16 protein-coding genes are annotated in these 18,855 nt (G+C 74.1%); 2 read left to right on the top strand and 14 right to left on the bottom strand.

All coding sequences use genetic code 11. From position 1 onward, the window contains the following. Positions 1-159: 159 nt before the first annotated feature. The 3 genes from ACU4ZT_RS05955 to ACU4ZT_RS05945 are packed head-to-tail and all read right to left on the bottom strand — an operon-like array spanning position 160 to position 2,872. Positions 160-630 carry a Cg1360 family ATP-synthase-associated protein gene (locus ACU4ZT_RS05955; protein WP_063072897.1) on the bottom strand — a complete coding sequence of 157 codons (471 nt, stop codon included), beginning with the start codon at positions 628-630 and terminating at the stop codon, positions 160-162. Next, positions 627-1,946 (bottom strand): MraY family glycosyltransferase, encoded by a 1,320-nt coding sequence (locus ACU4ZT_RS05950; RefSeq protein WP_414748137.1) that lies wholly within the window; start codon positions 1,944-1,946, stop codon positions 627-629. Before ACU4ZT_RS05950 ends, ACU4ZT_RS05955 begins: the two co-directional genes overlap by 4 nt. Further along, positions 1,943-2,872: an L-threonylcarbamoyladenylate synthase gene (locus ACU4ZT_RS05945; RefSeq protein ID WP_445338344.1), complete on the bottom strand. Its 930-nt coding sequence runs from the start codon at positions 2,870-2,872 to the stop codon at positions 1,943-1,945. The genes ACU4ZT_RS05950 and ACU4ZT_RS05945 overlap by 4 nt, the downstream gene beginning before the upstream one ends. A gap of 131 nt (positions 2,873-3,003) precedes the next feature. Here ACU4ZT_RS05945 and ACU4ZT_RS05940 point away from each other — a divergent pair, with 131 nt between their 5' ends. Continuing rightward, positions 3,004-3,651: an HAD-IA family hydrolase gene (locus ACU4ZT_RS05940; protein ID WP_270979294.1), complete on the top strand. Its 648-nt coding sequence runs from the start codon at positions 3,004-3,006 to the stop codon at positions 3,649-3,651. A 73-nt stretch (positions 3,652-3,724) separates the two neighbouring features. Here ACU4ZT_RS05940 and prmC read toward each other — a convergent pair whose 3' ends face one another. The 9 genes from prmC to argS all read right to left on the bottom strand — a co-directional run bounded on the left by prmC (position 3,725) and on the right by argS (position 16,011). Further along, positions 3,725-4,600 carry a peptide chain release factor N(5)-glutamine methyltransferase gene (gene prmC, locus ACU4ZT_RS05935; protein ID WP_445338342.1) on the bottom strand — a complete coding sequence of 292 codons (876 nt, stop codon included), beginning with the start codon at positions 4,598-4,600 and terminating at the stop codon, positions 3,725-3,727. Positions 4,601-4,654: 54 nt separating this feature from the next. Next, positions 4,655-5,734 carry a peptide chain release factor 1 gene (gene prfA, locus ACU4ZT_RS05930; protein ID WP_063072892.1) on the bottom strand — a complete coding sequence of 360 codons (1,080 nt, stop codon included), beginning with the start codon at positions 5,732-5,734 and terminating at the stop codon, positions 4,655-4,657. Between the two features lie 5 nt (positions 5,735-5,739). Continuing rightward, positions 5,740-8,196: a transcription termination factor Rho gene (gene rho, locus ACU4ZT_RS05925; protein WP_445338340.1), complete on the bottom strand. Its 2,457-nt coding sequence runs from the start codon at positions 8,194-8,196 to the stop codon at positions 5,740-5,742. A gap of 293 nt (positions 8,197-8,489) precedes the next feature. Beyond that, on the bottom strand, positions 8,490-9,440 hold the full coding sequence (gene thrB / locus ACU4ZT_RS05920; RefSeq protein WP_063072958.1) for a homoserine kinase: 951 nt from the start codon (positions 9,438-9,440) through the stop codon (positions 8,490-8,492). A gap of 11 nt (positions 9,441-9,451) precedes the next feature. Beyond that, a complete protein-coding gene (thrC, locus tag ACU4ZT_RS05915; RefSeq protein WP_063072890.1) occupies positions 9,452-10,528 on the bottom strand; it encodes a threonine synthase in 1,077 nt (358 codons plus the stop codon). Then, the gene (locus tag ACU4ZT_RS05910; protein ID WP_414763200.1) at positions 10,528-11,859 is read right to left on the bottom strand and encodes a homoserine dehydrogenase; all 1,332 of its coding nucleotides are present in this window, start codon (positions 11,857-11,859) and stop codon (positions 10,528-10,530) included. Before ACU4ZT_RS05910 ends, thrC begins: the two co-directional genes overlap by 1 nt. Further along, complete coding sequence (locus ACU4ZT_RS05905; protein ID WP_445338338.1) at positions 11,856-13,355, bottom strand: diaminopimelate decarboxylase family protein; 1,500 nt, start codon at positions 13,353-13,355, stop codon at positions 11,856-11,858. The genes ACU4ZT_RS05910 and ACU4ZT_RS05905 overlap by 4 nt, the downstream gene beginning before the upstream one ends. A 149-nt stretch (positions 13,356-13,504) precedes the next feature. Continuing rightward, positions 13,505-14,335 (bottom strand): LmeA family phospholipid-binding protein, encoded by an 831-nt coding sequence (locus ACU4ZT_RS05900; protein ID WP_063072887.1) that lies wholly within the window; start codon positions 14,333-14,335, stop codon positions 13,505-13,507. Positions 14,336-14,346: 11 nt separating this feature from the next. Next, on the bottom strand, positions 14,347-16,011 hold the full coding sequence (gene argS, locus ACU4ZT_RS05895) for an arginine--tRNA ligase (RefSeq protein ID WP_270979285.1): 1,665 nt from the start codon (positions 16,009-16,011) through the stop codon (positions 14,347-14,349). A 194-nt stretch (positions 16,012-16,205) separates the two neighbouring features. Between argS and ACU4ZT_RS05890 the strand changes: the two genes are divergently transcribed. Continuing rightward, the gene (locus ACU4ZT_RS05890) at positions 16,206-16,853 is read left to right on the top strand and encodes a hypothetical protein (RefSeq protein WP_063072885.1); all 648 of its coding nucleotides are present in this window, start codon (positions 16,206-16,208) and stop codon (positions 16,851-16,853) included. 11 nt (positions 16,854-16,864) lie between these two features. Here the strand turns inward: ACU4ZT_RS05890 and ACU4ZT_RS05885 are convergent, their stop codons facing one another. Together ACU4ZT_RS05885 and ACU4ZT_RS05880 are read right to left on the bottom strand one after the other, a co-directional pair. Further along, positions 16,865-17,659 (bottom strand): transglutaminase-like domain-containing protein, encoded by a 795-nt coding sequence (locus ACU4ZT_RS05885; RefSeq protein WP_445338335.1) that lies wholly within the window; start codon positions 17,657-17,659, stop codon positions 16,865-16,867. A gap of 86 nt (positions 17,660-17,745) precedes the next feature. After that, complete coding sequence (locus ACU4ZT_RS05880) at positions 17,746-18,780, bottom strand: LacI family DNA-binding transcriptional regulator (RefSeq protein WP_445338333.1); 1,035 nt, start codon at positions 18,778-18,780, stop codon at positions 17,746-17,748. Between the last annotated feature and the right edge of the window lie 75 nt (positions 18,781-18,855).

The raw sequence follows: 18,855 nt of genomic DNA, 5'->3' as shown, positions 1-18,855 counted from the left end.
GAGCGCGAGCTCTCGCGGCGACGAACGGATGGGGTGAGAAGACGCCGGCGTGAGGTGGTTCTGGGCACGGCCCGACGGGAATCGTCTGGAGAGAGACTACCAACAATGAGGGTGCCCTGACTAATCGCGTCGCACGCGACTCGGGGACCCGGGTGCGGATCAGCTGCGGGGCGGCTGCGCGTCGCTGACGTAGGGCATGCGGGCCCGGCTGATGACCACGACGTCCATCACGAGGGCGCCGACGACGCCCACCACGATGGTCACGAAGAGCACCATGAGGTTGATCCAGGGCTGCTCCTTGAGGGTGAGCGTGATGGCGAGGAACACGCCGAACTTCACGACCCAGGCGCCCAGCACGATGCCGAAGAAGAGCTGCGGGTAGCTCTCCGAGGCCCGGAAGCGCTGGGCGAAGAGGATGCTGCCGGCGGTGATCCCGAGGAACACCAGCGCCATGGCGCTGCCGATGACGGCGCTGACGACGCCGCGTCCGCCGTCGACCGCGAAGCCGACGATGCCGCCGACGACGGCGATGGCGAGGGCGAGCAGGGCGCCCGCCACCAGGATGCGGGTGAACACGGCCTGCGCGGGCGTGCGGCCGGTCGTCCCGGGGACGCTCGTGTCGTCGGTCATGCGGTCTCCTTGTGGTCCCCCGCGTGCGGGAGGTCGGTGGGTCGGGTCGGCGGGGTGCCGTGCGCGAGCTCGGCGTGCTCGAGCTCGACGGCCTCGAGCTCGGACTCCGAGAGGCGCGCGAGCGGACGGTCGCCCGCGGCCTCGTCGAGCGGGTCGTAGTGCGCCGTGTCGTCGGAGTCGGCGTCCGCGGGGACGAGCTGGGCGGCGGCCTCGAGGCGCTTGCGACGGCTGAGCGGGGCGAGCGTGACCACGGCGCAGGCGATCATGCCCACGACGATGAAGCCCACGCCCCAGGCGTAGGGCTGCACGACGAACATCAGCAGGCAGCCGGCCGAGACGACGCCCGTCCACGCGTAGAAGATCAGCGTCGCGTGCAGGCGCGAGTGGCCCATGTCGAGCAGACGGTGGTGGAGGTGCTTGCGGTCGGCGCTGAACGGCGACTTGCCGGCCCGGAGCCGACGGAAGACCGCGAGGGCGAAGTCGAGCAGCGGCACGATGAGGATCGCGAACGGCAGCAGGATCGGGAGGAACGCGGGCAGCAGCTGCGAGCGGCCGAAGGTCTCCGGGTTCGGGTCGATCTCGCCCGTGACCGCGATGGCGCTCGTGGCCATGAGGAGGCCCACGAGCAGCGCGCCCGCGTCGCCCATGAAGAGCTTCGCCGGGTGCCAGTTGAACGGGAGGAAGCCGAGGCACGCGCCGATGAGGATCGCGCTGATGAGCGACGCGAGGTTGAAGCGCTCGGTCTGGCCGGTGGCGGTGTCCGACAGCAGGAAGCTGTACAGGAAGAAGGCGCCGTTGGCGATGATGGCGACCCCGGCGACGAGGCCGTCGAGGCCGTCGATGAAGTTGACGGCGTTCATCACGAGCACGATCGCGAAGATCGTCAGCATGATCGACATCTGCGAGGAGCCGACCGTGAGGCCGCCGATGGGCAGCGAGGAGATGGCGACACCCTGCCAGGCGAGGAGGCCGGCGGCGAGGATCTGGCCGGCGAGCTTGATCATCCAGTCGAGGTCGTAGATGTCGTCGAGAACGCCGATGACCACGATCATGAGGGCGGCGCCGAGGATGGCGATCACCGGCCCGGGCCGGTCGAAGACGAGGCCGAACCAGCTCACCTGCGACGCCACGGCGAACGCGACGAGGATGCCCGCGAACATCGCGACGCCGCCGAGCCGGGGCGTCGGGCGGGTGTGCACGTCACGGTCGCGGATCGCCGGGTAGAGCCGGTAGCGGTAGCCGAGCTTCATCACGACCATCGAGAGCACGAGCGTGATGACCGCCGAGACGACCGCCATGGCGGCGTAGTAGGTCACCGGGGGTGCGCGGGCGGATCCGCGGAGGGCTGGGACGCGGAGGTCTGGGACGCCGACGGCTGGGACGCCGACGGCTGGGACGCCGACCGCGCGTCGCGCTCGGCGCCGCTCGCGATGCCGCGCGGGGCCTCGGGCTCGTCGGGGACCGCGGCGGGAGCGGCGGCCACGGGGGCGGCATCGTCGGCGGCCGGCTCCTCGCCCGAGGCGGCGACGTCCGCGTCGACGGCATCGTCGGCCGGCTCGCTCGGCGCCGCCACGACGGGCTCGAGCTCGTCGCCGATGAGCTGCTGGATCTGCGCGCGCGTGACGGCGCCCTCGCGGACGATGCGGACGCGGCCGCCGGCCTCGGTGACGCGCGACGCGTCGACGATGGTCGAGGCCGCTCCCCCGGCGGCGCCGCCGTCGAGGAAGACCTCGACGCTCTCGCCGAGCTGGTCGACGGCCTCCTGGGCCGTCGCCGCGGCGGGCCGGCCCGTGCGGTTGGCGGACGAGACCGCGAGCGGGCCCGTCTCCGCGAGGAGCTCGAGCGCGACCGGGTTCGCGGGCATGCGGAGCGCGACCGTGCCGCGGGTCTCGCCGAGGTCCCAGACCAGGGAGGGCTGCGCGACGAGGATCACCGTGAGGCCGCCGGGCCAGAACTCGTCCACCAGTCGGCGGACGACGTCGGGGACGAAGTCGGCGAGGGCGTCGAGCGTGGACTGCCCGGGGATGAGCACGGGCGGCGGGGCGTCGCGGCCGCGGCCCTTCGCGTCGAGGAGGCGCTGGACGGCGTCCGGGTTGAAGGCGTCGGCGGCGATGCCGTAGACCGTGTCCGTGGGGATGACGACCACCTCGCCGCGGCCCACCGCCTGTCGGGCGAGTCTCGTGCCGGTGAGGAGGTCGGTGTCGACTGAGCAGTCGTAGATGCGCGCCATGTCGTCGCTCATCGTAGCCGAGCGCACGCCCGCGGCCCTGAGCGGAGGATCCGCGTGGCGGCACCCGCCGCACGCGGGTCCGCGAGGCGGCGCCGAGCATCCGGGAGGATGCGCGCGACCGGGCCGGCCGCATACTGGGGCGGATGACCTCCGCGCCCTCCCCCTCGCCCGCCGCCGGGCTCCTGTTCGTGTTCGACATGGACGACGTGCTCTACGACCACGACTGGCGGGGGCCGGCGGACCGGATCACGGCGGCCACGGGGCACGACATCGCCGAGCTCCGCCGTCGCTGGTACAACGACGACGGCGAGTGGGCGGCCGAGGCGGGGCGCATCGACGCCGACGCCTACCTCGACGCGTTCTGCACGGCGGTGGGCGTGGAGATGGACGAGGACGAGTGGGTGCGTCGGCGTCGCGCCTCCATGACGGTGCGGCCGTCCGCGCTCGAGGCCGTGGCACGGGCGAGGGAGGCGGGCCGGATCACGCTGCTCACGAACAACAACGCCCTCGCCGCCCGGCACCTGCCGACCCTCGCGCCCGAGCTCGTGCCGCTGTTCGGCGTCGAGCACCTGCGGACCTCGAGCGGGTACGGCGCGCGGAAGCCCGATCCGGCCGTGTTCCGCGGGGTGCTCGCGGCCTACGGCCAGCCGGCCACGCGCACCTTCTTCGCCGACGACCGGATCGACAACGTCGAGTCCGCGCGCCGACTGGGGATCAGCGGTCACCACGTGCGCGGCGACGGCGACCTGCTGCCGGCGGTCGAGCGCTTCATCGAGGCGCAGCGGGGCTGACCGGCTCGCGGGAGCGCCGTGCGGCCGGCCTGACCGGCTCGCCGGAGCCGGGCGGAGCGCAGCGCGCCGGTGGTCAGCGGACCGCGGTCGTCGCCCGGTCGCGCCGGGTGAGGTCCTCGTGCGTGCGCGTCTGGCGCCAGCCGTCGGCGTCAAGCAGCGCACGGATCTCCGCGCCCTGCAGCTCGCCGTGCTCGATGACGAGCGCGCCGCCCGGATGCAGGAGGCGCCGCGCGGTCATGGAGACGAGCCGCACCACGTCGAGGCCGTCGGCGCCGCCGTAGAGGGCGAGCGCGGGATCGTGCAGGCGGACCTCGGGATCGCGCGGCACCGCGTCGACCGGGATGTAGGGCGGATTCGAGACGACCACGGAGACCGTGCCGTCGAGCTCGGGGAACGCGTCGGCGAGGTCGCCGAGCACGAGGTGCACGTCAGGCGCGAGGCGGGCCACGTTGCGCGCGGTCCACGCGTGCGCGGCGGGCGACACCTCGATGGCGTGCACGCGCGCGTGCGGCACCTCGGTGGCGAGCGCGAGGGCGAGCGCACCGGATCCGGTGCCGAGGTCGACCGCGACGGGCGCCTCCCCCGGTGCGGCGGACAGCGCGTCGATCGCGAGCTGCGCGACGTGCTCCGTCTCGGGCCGCGGGACGAACACGCCCGGTCCCACGAGCAGCTCGAGCGAGCGGAAGTGGGCGACGCCCGTGATGTGCTGCAGCGGCTCGCGGCGGGCGCGCCGGGCGGCGAGCTCGAGGACGCGCGCGGCATCCGCGGCGTCGACCGCGGCGCGCGTGATGGCGCGTGACTGCACCTGCCCCCGTGAGAGGCCGAGGACGTGCCCGACGAGGAGCTCGGCGTCGACCGCCGGGTGCTCGATCCCGGCCGCGGCGAGCGTCGTGCCGACGCGCATGCGGAGGGCGTCGACCGTGGCGGGGACGCCCTCCCCGTCAGCCACGGGCGCGCGGGCCGCGGGCGACGACCGGGACGACGCGCGGGGCGGTCGCGCGGATCACGCGTCCGTCCCGAGCGCGTCGAGCCGCGCCTCCTCGTCGGCCTGGATGCAGGACTCCACGACCGGGTCGAGGGCGCCGTCCATCACGGCGTCGAGGTTGTACGCCTTGTACCCGGTGCGGTGGTCCGCGATGCGGTTCTCCGGGTAGTTGTACGTGCGGATGCGCTCGGACCGGTCCATCGTGCGGATCTGGCTGCGGCGCACGGCCGAGGCCTCCGCGTCGATCTCCTCCTGCTGCTTCGCGAGGACGCGCGCCCGGAGGACGCGCATGCCGGCCTCGCGGTTCTGCAGCTGGCTCTTCTCGTTCTGCATCGCGACCACGATGCCCGTGGGCAGGTGGGTGATGCGGACGGCGGAGTCGGTGGTGTTGACCGACTGGCCGCCGGGGCCGGACGAGCGGTACACGTCGATCTTGAGGTCGTTGGGGTCGATGGCGACCTCCTCCACCTCCTCGACCTCGGGGATCACGAGCACGCCCGCGGCCGAGGTGTGGATGCGCCCCTGCGACTCGGTCGCCGGCACGCGCTGCACGCGGTGCACGCCGCCCTCGTACTTGAGATGCGCCCACACGCCGAGCGCGGGGTCGTCAGAGGTGCCCTTGATGGCGACCTGCACGTCCTTGTAGCCGCCGAGGTCGCTCTGCGTCTGGCTGAGGACCTCGGTCTTCCAGCGGCGCGACTCGGCGTAGTGCAGGTACATGCGGAGCAGGTCGGCGGCGAACAGCGCGCTCTCGGCGCCGCCCTCCCCCATCTTGATCTCCATGATGACGTCGCGCGCGTCGTCGGGGTCGCGCGGGATCAGGAGCCGCCGGAGCTTCTCCTGCGCCGCGTCCAGCTCCTGCTCGAGGCCGGGGATCTCGTCGGCGAACGCCGGGTCCTCCTCGGCCAGCTCGCGGGCGGCGGCGAGGTCGTCGGTGAGCTGGGTCCACTCCGCGTGCGCGGCGACGATCCGGCTGAGCTCCGCGTAGCGGCGGTTGACCTTGCGCGAGCGCGACGCGTCGGCGTGCAGCTCGGGGTCGCCCAGCTGCTGCTGGAGCTCCTCGTGCTCCTCCAGCAGCTGGACGACGGACTCGAACACCTGGGTCAGCCCTTCTCGTGCGCGCCGTGCCCGTGGCTCTGGTGGGACTGGCCGTTCGCGGTGTTGGGCATCGACGCCTGGACCTTCATGAGGAACTCGACGTTGGAGCTCGTCTCCTTCAGGCGGCTGAGGACGATCTCGAGGGCCTGCTGCTGCTCGAGCCCGGCGAGGGCGCGGCGCAGCTTCCACGTGACCTTGACCTCGTCGGCGCCCATGAGCATCTCCTCGCGGCGCGTGCCGGAGGCGTTCACGTCGACGGCGGGGAAGATCCGCTTGTCGGCGAGGGCGCGGGAGAGGCGGAGCTCCATGTTGCCGGTGCCCTTGAACTCCTCGAAGATGACCTCGTCCATCTTGGACCCGGTCTCCACGAGCGCCGTGGCGAGGATCGTGAGCGATCCGCCGTGCTCGATGTTGCGCGCGGCGCCGAAGAAGCGCTTCGGCGGGTAGAGCGCCGACGAGTCGACGCCGCCCGAGAGGATCCGGCCCGACGCGGGCGCCGTGAGGTTGTACGCGCGGCCGAGGCGGGTGATGGAGTCGAGCAGCACGACCACGTCGTGGCCGAGCTCCACGAGGCGCTTGGCGCGCTCGATGGCGAGCTCGGCGACCGTCGTGTGGTCCTCGGCGGGACGGTCGAAGGTCGAGGCGATGACCTCGCCCTTCACTGTGCGCTGCATGTCGGTGACCTCCTCGGGACGCTCGTCGACCAGCACGACCATGAGGTGGACCTCGGGGTTGTTGGTGGCGATGGCGTTCGCGATGGCCTGGAGCACGAGCGTCTTGCCGGCCTTGGGCGGCGAGACGATGAGGCCGCGCTGGCCCTTGCCGATCGGGGACACGAGGTCGATGATCCGCGTGGTGAGCTTGTTGGGCTCGGTCTCGAGGCTGAGGCGGTCCTGCGGGTACAGCGGCGTGAGCTTGCCGAACTCGACGCGGTTCGCGGCCTCCTCGGGCGGCAGGCCGTTGACCGAGTCGATCTTCACGATCGCGTTGTACTTCTGGCGGCTCTGGCTGTCGTTCTCGCGCGGCTGGCGGATGGCGCCGACGATCGCGTCGCCCTTGCGCAGCGAGTGCTTCTTGACCTGGCCGAGGGAGACGTAGACGTCGTTCGTACCGGGCAAGTAGCCGCTCGTGCGGACGAACGCGTAGTTGTCGAGCACGTCGAGGATGCCCGCGACGGGCAGGAGGACGTCGTCCTCGGTCACCTCGGGCTCGAAGTCGTCGCCGCCCTGGCCGCGGCCGCGCTTGCGGTCGCGGTACCGGCTGCGGCCGTTGCGGTCCTCGTCGCGGCCGAGGTCGGCGCGCGCCTGGTCGGCGCGCACGTCCTGCGTGCGGTCGCCCTGGCCGCGGCCCGACTGGCGCTGACGGCCCGTGCGGGCCTCCTCCTGCGCCTCGTCGTCGGCGTCCTGCTCGCGCGGGGCCTGGTCGCGGGGCGCCTGGTCGCGACCGCCCTGCTGCTGGTCGTCCTGGTCGCGACCGCGGTCGCGGTTGCGGCGGTTGCGGCTGCGGTTGCGTCCGCCCTCGCGACCGTCGCGGCCCTGGTCGTCGCGGCGTCCGCCCTGGTCGTCGCCGTCGCGGTCGTCGCCGGAGGTCGGTGCGTCGGACGCGTCCGATGCGCTCTCGGCGGGGCCGTCCGGCGTGCGGTCGCCCTGCGGGGCCTGGCCGTTCTGGCCGCCCTGGCCGCCCTGGCCGTTCTGGCCGTTCTGGTCGTCGCGTCCTCCGCGGCGGCGGCCGCGACCGCGGCGCTCGGGGGCCTGCTCCTGGCCGGAGTCGGCGCCGTCCTCGGCGGCGGGCGCCGCGGCGTCCTCCGTCGGCACGAGCTGATCGGCCGTCTGGCCGCTGTTGACGTGCTGGGCCGCCTGGCGCGGGGCCTCGACGGCGGGGTCCACGACGCCGGAGCTCGTGGCGCGGCGCGATCCGCGGCGTGCGGCGGGCGCGTCGGCGCGGGTCGCGGGGGCGGCATCCGCGGTGCGCGGGGCATCGGACTCGGCGGCGCGGTCGCCCGCGGCCTCGGCGATGCGGGCCTCGAGGCCGGTGCTCGCGGGCTCGGCGGCGACCGGGGCCTCGACGGGCTCCGCGATGCGCTCGGGGACGATGCGGGCGGTGGTGGCGCGGCGGGATCCGCGGCCGGAGCGGGCGGGCTGCTCGGCCGGCGCCTCGGCGACGGGCGCCTCGGCGGGGCTCTCGCCGGGAGCGGCGTCCTCGACGACGGGCTCGGCGACGGGCGCCTCGGCCGGAGCCTCGGCGGACGCGGGATCCGCGACGGGAGCCTCGGCGGCGGGAGCCTCCTCAGCGGGGGCGGTGAGTCCGCGGGCGGCCTGGATCTCGGAGATCGCGGCCACCAGCTCGCCCTTGCGGAGCTTGGAGCCGCCCGGGATACCGAGCTCGGAGGCGATGGCCTGGAGCTGGGAGACGCGGAGCGTGCTCAGGTCGGCGCTCGAGGCGCGGGTGTCGACATCGGTCATGTTCGTGGGTCCTTTCCCCGATCCGCCGGGACGAAGCCCGTGCGGAGGAGAGCCGATCGCGTGTGTCTCCGCCGAGCGGCGGACGGTCTGATTCCGTCCGGAGCTGCTGTCGCGCACGGAGGCGCGGGATCTGGCGGGGACGACAGCGGGTGAGTGGTGAGAACGACCACCGGGACCGGATCTCCGACGCTCGTGCGTGGATCCGTCGACCCCGGGGTCGTCTGGAGCCTAGCACCCGGCGCCCCGCCCGCGCAGGGAACGGCGCGCCGGGTCGGGGGGACCGCGCGATCCGGCTAGTGGGAGGGAGCGGATCCCGCGTCGACGACCTGCACGGTGGATCCCTTGACGTCGACCGCGAGCATGAGCGCCTTCCACGGCGTGCTGCCGTGCGCGGCGACGAGCTCGGCCGCGGTCAGACGCTGGCCCGGGTCGCTCCCGAGGACGAGCAGCGACGGGCCCGCGCCCGAGACGACGGCCGCGAAGCCCGCCTCGCGAAGCAGGTGGACGAGCGCGTTCGTCTCCGGCATGGCCGCCGCGCGATAGTCCTGGTGCAGGCGGTCCTCGGTGGCCGCGAGCAGCAGCTCGGGGCTCTGGATGAGCGCCGCGATGAGCAGCGCCGAGCGCGACACGTTGAAGATCGCGTCCTCGTGCGGCACTGACTCCGGCTGGAGGCTCCGGGCGAGCGCGGTGGACATGGTGGCCACCGGCACGAGCACGAGCGGCGACACCCCGCGGTGCACGGCGAGCTTCTTGTGCTGCGGTCCGGTCTCGTCGACCCACGCGATGGTGAGGCCGCCGAAGAGGGCGGGCGCCACGTTGTCCGGGTGGCCCTCCATCTCGGTCGCGAGGCGGAGGAGCGCGTCGGCGTCGATGTCGACGGTGCCGGCGAGGAGGCCCTGCGCCGCCATGATCCCCGAGACGATCGCGGCGCCCGAGGAGCCGAGGCCGCGGCCGTGCGGGATCCGGTTCTCGGCGACGAGGTCGAGGCCGGGCATCGGCTGGTCGAACGCGGCGAACGTGTGCGCGATGGCGGTGACGACGAGGTTGGTCGCGTCGGTCGGCACCTCGCCCGCGCCCACGCCGCGCACGTCGACCGTGGCGCCGGGCGCGTCGCGCACCGTCACCGTGAGGTCGTCGTAGAGCGCGAGCGCGAGGCCGAGCGTGTCGAAGCCGGGGCCGAGGTTGGCGCTCGTCGCGGGCACGCGCACCTGCACGCGGCGCCCGACGGGGAGCGCCCGGGTCATCGGACCGTCGGTCACGACGCGACCAGGTCGAGCACGCCCGCGATCTCGGCGACGTCGACGCCGACGCTCGTGGGGGCGACGTCGGAGCCGTCGGCCGTGCGGAGCGCCCACTGCGGGTCCTTGAGGCCGTGGCCCGTGACCGTCAGGACGACCTTCGCGCCCTTCGGGATCTGCCCGGCCTCGGCGCGCTCGAGGAGCCCGGCGACGCTGATGGCCGACGCGGGCTCGACGAAGATGCCGACCTCGGCGGACAGGATGCGGTGCGCCTCGAGGATCCGTGCGTCGGAGATGGCGCCGAAGTAGCCGTCGGTGAGCAGCTGCGCCTCGAGGGCGAGCTTCCACGAGGCCGGGTTGCCGATGCGGATCGCGCTGGCGATGGTGTCGGGGTCCTTGACGATGGCGCCGTCGACGATGGGCGCGCTGCCCGCGGCCTGGAAGCCGAACATGCGGGGCAGCTTCGTGGCGTTGCCGGCCTCGAGGTCCTCGCGGTAGCCGCGCGTGTACGCGGTGTAGTTGCCGGCGTTGCCGACGGGGATGAAGTGGAAGTCGGGGGCGTCGCCCAGGACCTCGACGACCTCGAAGGCGCCGGTCTTCTGGCCCTCGATGCGGTCGTTGTTCACGGAGTTGACGAGGTGCACCGGGTAGTTGGCGCTGAGCTCGCGCGCGATGTCGAGGCAGTCGTCGAAGTTGCCGCGCACCTGGAGCAGCTGCGCGTCGTGGGCGACGGCCTGGCTGAGCTTGCCCATCGCGATCTTGCCCTCGGGCACGAGCACCGCGGCGGTGATGCCCGCGTGGGTCGCGTAGGCCGCGGCCGACGCGGAGGTGTTGCCGGTGGAGGCGCAGATGACGGCCTTCGCGCCGTGCTCGACGGCCTTGGAGATGGCCATGGTCATGCCGCGGTCCTTGAAGGAGCCGGTGGGGTTCATGCCCTCGTACTTGACCCACACCTGCGCGCCCGTGCGGGCGGACAGGGCGGGCGCGGGGATGAGCGGCGTGCCGCCCTCGCCGAGGGTGATGATGGGGGTGGCGTCCGTGACGTCGAGGCGGTCGGCGTATTCGCGGAGGAGTCCGCGCCATTGGTGGGCCATCAGGCTCCTTCTACTCGGAGGACGCTCGCGACTGCCGTCACCGCGTCGAGGTTCGACACCGCGTCGACGGTGGCCCGGAGGGCCGCGTCGGTGGCGCGGTGCGTGCCGATCACCAGGCTAGCGGTGGGCCGGGCGCCGGCCCCTCCCGCCACGGGCGCCTGGTGGGTGGTCTGCTCGAGCGTCTCCACGGAGACGCCGTGCTCGCTGAACAGGTGCGCGATGCGGGCGAGCACGCCCGGCTCGTCCGCCACCTGCAGCGTGATCTGGTACTGGGTCGTGATCGCGCCGACGGGCAGCGTCTCGAGGTCGGCGTGCGTCGACTCCGCGACACCGGGGCCGCCGACGACGTGGCGGCGCGCGGCCGAGACGACGTCGCCGAGCACGGCGGAGGCGGTCTGCACTCCCCCGGCGCCCGCGCCGTAGAACATGAGGTCGCCGGCGGCTTCGGCCTCGACGAACACGGCGTTGTTCGCGCCGTGCACGGCGGCGAGCGGGTGGTCGCGCGGCACGAGGGCCGGGTAGACGCGCGCGGAGACGCCGTCGCGGCCGGTCTCGGGATCCGTGAGGCGCTCGCAGATGGCGAGCAGCTTGATCACGTAGCCGGCCTTGCGCGCCGACGCGAACTGGGCCGGCGCGAGGCCCGTGATGCCCTCGCGATGGACGGCCTCGACCGGCACGCGCGTGTGGAAGGCGAGGCTCGCGAGGATGGCCGCCTTCTGGGCCGCGTCGTAGCCCTCGATGTCGGCGGTCGGGTCCGCCTCCGCGTAGCCGAGCTCCGTGGCGGTCGCGAGGGCCTCGTCGAAGCCGAGCCCGTGGGCGTCCATCTGGTCGAGGATGTAGTTCGTCGTGCCGTTGACGATGCCGAGGATCCGCTCGACCCGGTCGCCCGCGAGGCTGTCGCGCAGCGGTCGGATGATGGGGATGGCGCCCGCGACGGCCGCCTCGTAGTAGAGCTGCGCGCCCACCTGCTCGGCGGCCTCGAAGAGCTCGGGACCGTGCGTCGCGAGCAGCGCCTTGTTGGCCGTCACGACGTCCGCGCCCGAGGCGATGGACGCGAGGATGTGCCCGCGGGCCGGCTCCAGCCCGCCCATCAGCTCGATGACGATGTCGGCGCCGAGGATGAGCGACTCGGCGTCCGTGGTGAGGAGCTCCCGCGGCACGGACGCGTCGCGCGGGGCGTCCGCGTCGCGCACCGCGATGCCCACGAGCTCGAGCCGGGCGCCCACGCGCTGGGCGAGCTCGTCGCCGTGCTCGCGCATCAGCCGCGCCACCTGGGTGCCGACCGAGCCGCAGCCCAGCAGGGCGACGCGCAGGTTCCGGTACTCGATCATCGTGCTCCGTTCACGTCGGGGGATGCGGCGGCCGGCGTGCCCGCGTCGCGCGCCAGCAGGTCGTCCACGGTCTCGCCGCGGACGATGACGCGCGCCTCGCCGTCGCGCACGGCGACGACCGGCGGGCGGCCGATCCAGTTGTAGTTGCTCGCGAGCGCCCAGCAGTAGGCGCCCGTCGCCGGGACGGCCACGAGGTCGTCGGCGCGCACGTCGCCCGGCAGGTAGTCGGCGTGCACGACGAGGTCGCCGCTCTCGCAGTGCTTGCCGGCGATGCGCACGAGGGCCGGCTCCGCGTCCGAGGAGCGGCCGGCGAGGCGCACGCTGTAGTCCGCGCCGTAGAGGGCGGGCCGCGCGTTGTCGCTCATGCCGCCGTCGACGCTCACGTAGCGGCGGATCGCCGTCTCGGCCTCCGCGGCGACGCGCGGGTCCTCCACGTCGCCCGTCGCGGACTCCGCCTCCGCGACCTCGCCGTCGACGCCGCCGACCGTGACGAGCACGTCCTTGACGGTGCCGACCGTGTAGAGCGTGGCGGTGGACGGGCCGACGATGCTCCGGCCGGGCTCCACCGCGATGACGGGCACCGCGATCCCCCGCCGGGCGCACTCGTCGCCGACGATGCGGGCGAGGCGCCGGGCGATCTCGGGCACCGGCACGGGCCGGTCGACCGAGGTGTACGCGATGCCGAAGCCGCCGCCGAGGTTGAGCTCGGGCACGGGGCCGTCGGCGAGCAGCCGTTCGTGCAGGTCGAGCAGCCGCCGGGCGGACTCGACGAACGCGTCGGTCTCGAAGATCTGGCTGCCGATGTGCGCGTGCAGCCCGGTGAAGGAGAGCGACGCGTGCGAGCGGATGCGGGCCACGACGTCGGCCGCGTCGGCGAGCGTGATGCCGAACTTCTGGTCCTCGCGGGCGGTCGCGAGGTACTCGTGCGTGTGGGCGTGCACGCCGCTGTTGACGCGGAGGCGCACCGGCTGGATCCGGCCGTGCGCGGCCGCCGCGGTGGCGATGCGCTCGACCTCGATGACGCTGTCGACGACGATCTGGCCGATGCCCGCGCCGACGGCCCGGTCGATCTCGGCGACGGACTTGTTGTTGCCGTGGAAGCCGAGGCGGGCCGGGTCCGCGCCCGCCGCGAGCGCGACGGCCAGCTCGCCGCCGGAGCAGACGTCGATGTGGAGGCCCGCCTCCACCATCCAGCGCGCGACCTCCATGCTGAGGAAGGCCTTGCCCGCGTAGTAGACGCGCGCGGTCGTGCCGACGGCGGCGGCCTCGCGCTCGAAGGCGGCCAGGGTCTCGGCGGCACGGCCCCGCACGTCGGCCTCGTCGACCACGTAGAGCGGCGTGCCGAAGCGGCGGGCGAGCTCGGGGGCGGCGACCCCGGCGATGCGGAGGACGCCGTCGGCGTCGCGGTCGGCTCCGCGGGACCAGACGCGCGCGTCCAGCGCGTTCGCGTCGTCGGGCGGCAGCAGCCAGGACGGGGCCAGCGGGTTCGCGGTCACGGAGTCACCTGTTCGTACGCGGGGCGGACGTGCGGGATGGCGAGCGGACCCGGTGCGGTCCCTGAAGCCGGAGGAGGAGGCGGTGACAGCATCCTACCGAGGCCGATCGGGGCGCCCGGGCCATGTGACGGCGACGGGCACCGCCCGGCTCAGCCGCAGCTGCCGGTGGCCCCGAGCGAGTCGCGCGTGAGCTTCATGGACGACGACGCGACGGTCATCGACGCCTTCCCGTCCGCGATCGTCACGTCCTGCACCGCGACGCCCGCCGGGAGGTACTGCGCCACGCACACGGGGTAGGTGATGTCGCGGATGCCCTGGATGGTCTGCGCGAGGTCCACCTTCAGCGACCCCGCCTGCAGCTCCACCTGGGTGGGCGTGATGACCACGGTGGACGGGTCGCGCAGCACGGGCTCCGCGGCCACCGTGTAGCCGAGAGTGAGGCCGAGGATCCTCGTGGACCCGGTGTAGCCGAGCGTGCCGTCGCCGAAACGCAGGTCGGGCGGGGTGCCGGCCGTCTTCGCGAGGAGCGCGCTCGCGGGCGCCTGGTCCATGGACACGGTCGCGACCACGCTCCCCACCGTGCGCTCCTGGTCGGTGGGCACGTCCGTCGCGACGATGTGCGCCCGGAAGGGCGTGCCGTCCGCCTGGAGGTTCGCCCCGTCGAGCACGACGCGGTCGAGCGTGCCGCGGATCAGCTGCAGGATGACCCAGTCGCCCTGGATGGACACGTTCACCTTGCCCGACACGCGGCCGGGCAGCTGCTCGGCGATGCGCTGCTCGGCCTGGTCCTCGGCGACGCCGCGGACGGTCTGGTCGATGATCCGCAGGCCGAACGCGAGCCCGACGCCGATGATGGCGAGCACGAGCAGCCAGATGAACACGGTGCCGCCGCGCGGCCCACGCCGACGCCGCCGGGCCTCCCGCGGATCGCGCCGCTCGGGCGCCTCGAAGACCTCGGTGCCGAGGAACCGCCCCGCCATGATCCGCTCCCCTACATGCGCTCGGGGGCGGAGACGCCCACGAGGTCCAGGCCGTTCGCGACGACCCGGCGGACCGCGTCGTTCAGCCACAGGCGCGTGCGGTGGAGGTCGGTGACCTCCTCGTCGCCCCGCGGGACGACGCGGCAGCTGTCGTACCAGCGGTGGTAGGAGCCCGCGAGCTCCTCGACGTAGCGGGCGACGCGGTGCGGCTCGCGCAGCTCGGCGGCCTGGGCGACGATGCGCGGGAACTCCTGCAGGAGCCCGAGCAGCGCCGACTCGGTGGGGTGCGTGAGCAGCTCCGGCGCGAAGGCGCTCCGGTCGACGCCCGAGGCGTCCGCGTTGCGGTCGACCGCGCAGGTGCGCGCGTGGGCGTACTGCACGTAGAAGACGGGGTTGTCGTTCGTGCGCTTGCCGAGGACCGCGAGGTCGATGTCGAGGTTCTGGTCGGCGGAGGAGCGCACGAGCGCGTACCGGCCGGCGTCCACCCCCACGGCGTCCACGAGGTCGTCGAGCGTGACGATCGTGCCGTTGCGCTTGCTCATCTTCACGGGCTCGCCGTCGCGCAGCAGGTTGACCATCTGGCCGATGAGGATCTGGAGGTTGACGCCCGGGGTGTCGCCGAAGGCCTGCACCATCGCCATCATGCGGCCGACGTAGCCGTGGTGGTCGGCGCCCAGCATGATGATGTTCTGCTCGAAGCCGCGCTCGCGCTTGTCGAGGTAGTAGCCGAGGTCGCCCGAGATGTAGGCGGGCTCGCCCGTGGAGCGGATGACGACGCGGTCGCGGTCGTCGCCGAACGTGGTGGTGCGGAGCCAGACGGCGCCGTCCTCCTCGAAGACGTGGCCGAGCTCCCTCAGGCGCGCGACCGCGCGGTCGACGGCGCCGGACTCGTGCAGCGAGTCCTCGTGGAAGAACACGTCGAAGTCGACGCCGAAGTCGTGGAGCTTCTGCTTGATCTCGCCGAACATCAGCTCCGTGCCGGCGCTGCGGAAGACCTCCTGCTGCGCCTCGCGCGGGAGGGCGTCGAGGTCGCCGTCGTACCCCTCCACCACGCGCTCGGCGATCTCGCCGATGTAGGCGCCGCCGTAGCCGTCCTCGGGCGTGTCCTCGCCGAGGTGGCTCGCGAGGAGGCTGCGGGCGAACCGGTCGATCTGGGATCCGTGGTCGTTGAAGTAGTACTCGCGCGTGACGAGCGCGCCCTCGGCCTGGAGGATGCGGGCGAGGCTGTCGCCGACGGCCGCCCAGCGCACGCCGCCCAGGTGGATGGGGCCCGTGGGGTTCGCGGAGACGAACTCGAGGTTGATGCGGATCCCGTCGAGCGTCGTGCCCCGGCCGTACGCGGGGCCGGCCTCGACGATGGTGCGCGCGAGGGCGCCCGCGGCGGCCGCCTCCAGCGTGATGTTGATGAAGCCGGGCCCGGCCACGTCGACCTTCGCGACCTGCGGCAGCGCGCCCAGGCCCTCCGCGATCTCGGCGGCGAGCGCGCGCGGGCTCTCCCCGAGCGGCTTGGCGATGCGCATGGCGATGTTGGTGGCCCAGTCGCCGTGGTCACGGTTGCGCGGGCGCTCGAGGACGACCATGTCGGGGCTGAGCGTGAGGGCGTCGGACCCCGGTCGTCGACCCGCCGTCTCGGCCACGATGTCGAACAGTGCGCCGGTCAGGTCAGGGGTCGTCATGGGGATCGATCCTACCGGCGGACGCGCGCCCGCCGGCCCGCGCGTCGCCGTGCGGGCCGCGGCGACGGGGAGCGTCCCAGCGGCGGAGCGACCGCCGTGGGTAGGGTGGCGATCCCGCCTCCCCTGCGCGTGGCACGATGCCGCGCGCCTGGCGCCGCACCGCGCGGCGCGACCGGATCCGAAGGAGCACCACCTTGCCCGTCCGCCTCCCCGCGCCCGCACGCCCCCTGGCCCCGCGCTCCGTGCCCGCCGTCGCGGCAGTCGGGCTCGCGCTCGCGCTCCTGCTCTCGGGGTGCACGAACCCCGCGCCGCTGCAGCCCGCCACGCCCGATCCCACGGCGAGCGCGGGCGGTGCCGCCGAGGCGCCGGCGGACCGTCCCGGCGCGAGCACGACCGCCTCGCCCACGCCCGCGCCGCCGAAGGGCACGCCGGTCACCACCACGTGCCAGAAGCTCCTGCCCGACCTCGCGTCCTTCGGCCCCGGCTTCGCCGTGACGGCGCTCCCGGCCGACACCTCCACGGACGGCCTCCGCGCCGACATCCTCGCGATGCAGGGCATCGCCTGCGCCTTCCGCGCCTCGGACGGCACCGCCGTCGAGATCGACGTCGCGCAGCCCGTCGCGGCGGAGCTCAAGTCCCGCCGGGACGCGGCCATCCTCCTGGCCGACCCCATCGCGGGCTACCCGTCGGGCGTCGAGGCCTACTTCGAGCTGCAGGACGCGGTCGGCGTCTCCACCATCTACGCGTCGAAGCACATGGTCGTCATGCGCTCGGCGTCGTTCTACGAGCCCGGCGACCACGCCGACCTCGGCAACGCCGTGCTGAAGACCGTCGGCGGCTGATCCGGCGCGGCTCAGCCCAGGCGGACCGGCGCGGTCGCGTCGTCGACCGGCAGCTCGTCGACCGTGGCGAGCACCTCCATCCGGGAGATGGTGACGAGGCTGCGCGTGTTCGTGAGGAACGCCGTGTCCGACGCGTCGCGGCCGGTCGAGATCCGCAGCAGGCTCTGCCGCGGTGCGAGGCCGGTGGCGTCGACCACGTGCCAGGCGCCGTCGACCCAGGCCTCGGCCACCGCGTGGAAGTCCTTCGGGCGGAGGCCCGGCGCGTAGACGGCCGCGAGGCGCGCGGGCACGTCGAGCGCCCGGAGCATCGCGATGACGAGGTGCGCGTAGTCGCGGCACACGCCCCGTCGGGCGAGCAGCGTCTGGACGGCGCCGTCGGTCGGCAGGCTGGAGCCGGGCGCGTACCGCAGCGTGTCCGCCACGAACGCGCGCACGGCCTGGAGCAGCGGCAGGCCGTCGAGGCCGCGGAACTCGCTCCGCGCCGTGGGGAAGAGCGTGTCCGACTCGCAGTACCGGCTCGGGCGGCGGTACACCCAGAGGTCCACGTCGTCGAGGGGCGCGGGATCCCGACGGCCGGTGACCGTGGCGCGGTACTCCATGGTGAGCACGCCCGCGCCGACCTCGAGCACGTGCAGGCGGGTGTCGTGCCGGTCGACCACCTCGGTCGCGGCGACGGGGCGGCCGTCGAGCGCGAACTCGAGGGTCTCGGAGGCGATGTCGGCGCCGCGGGCCACGGCGACCGCGAAGGCCATCTCGCTCCCGCCGGCGACCTGCAGCTCGAGGAGGGAGGAGACGTCGCGGCGCATGCGTCCATGGTGGCATCCGCGGCGGGCGCCGCGCGCCGCGCGCCCCGGTCGGCGCGCGCACCCCGCACCGCCCCGCGAGCACGCGGTCAGGCTCCGTGCGGCCCGCTGGAGTCGCGCGCGACGAGGGTCGGCTCGAGCAGCCGCGACTCCTGCTCCCGCCCGTCCACCAGGGCGAGCAGCGCCTCGAGCGCGAGGCGTCCCATCCGGTGGGCGGGCGAGCGCACGCTCGTGAGGCCGATGGACCCGGACGCGGCGAGCGGCGTGTCGTTGTAGCCCACGAGCGCGACGTCGTCCGGCACCTGGAGGCCCGCGTCGCGGAGGGCGCCCATCGCCCCGATGGCGGCGAAGTCGTTGGTCGCGAAGAGCGCGTCCGGCCGTGCTCCCGGACCGGCGGCCAGCACCGTCTCCGCCGCCTCGCGTCCCGCGGGCGCGTCGAAGCCGAGGTGGATCACTTGCTCCGGCGGCACGGGCATCCCCGCGTCCGCATAGGCCCGGAGGAACCCGGCCGTGCGGTCCACCGCCGTGGACGCGAACGGCATCCCCGCGAGGACCGCGGGCCGCGTCCGCCCCTGCGCGATGAGGTGCTCGGCGGCCAGGCGCCCGCCGGCCACGTCGTCGCACGTGATGGCGACGTGGTCGCCACGCCGGCGCGACACGAGCACGAACGGCACGCCCTCCTCCGCCAGCTCGTCGAGGAGCGGGTCGTCGAGGTGGGCGTCGCCGAAGATCATGCCGTCGACGCGGCGGTCGAGCATGCTGCGCGTGCGGGTGCGCTGGAGCTCCGGCCGGTCGAGGCTGTTGGTGACGAAGGTGGAGACGTCGCGCTCGGTCGCCGCCTCGTCGATGCCCTCGTAGACCGTGGCGAGCACGAAGTCCTGCAGCCGCGGCACGAGCACGCCCACGAGGTCGGAGCGCGACGTGCGGAGGCTCGCCGCGTGCGGGTTCCGCCGGTAGCCGCTGCGCTGCGCGATGTCGAGGATCGCGGCGACGGTCTCGGGTCCGGCCCACCGCTCGGGGTGCTCCTCGCGGGAGTTGAGCACGCGGGAGACGGTGGTGACGCTCACGCCCGCGAGCTCCGCGATCATGCGCTGCGTGGTGGGCGGCCGGCGCTTCTGGGTCACTCGGGCCTCCTCACCCGATCAGCATGGCACAGCGTCCGCGGGGCGCCGGGAGAGGCATCCGCCCCGCCGGCGCCG

The sequence above is a fragment of the Clavibacter davisi genome (genome assembly GCF_052751415.1).
This window is presented reverse-complemented; position numbering and strand designations above follow the sequence as displayed.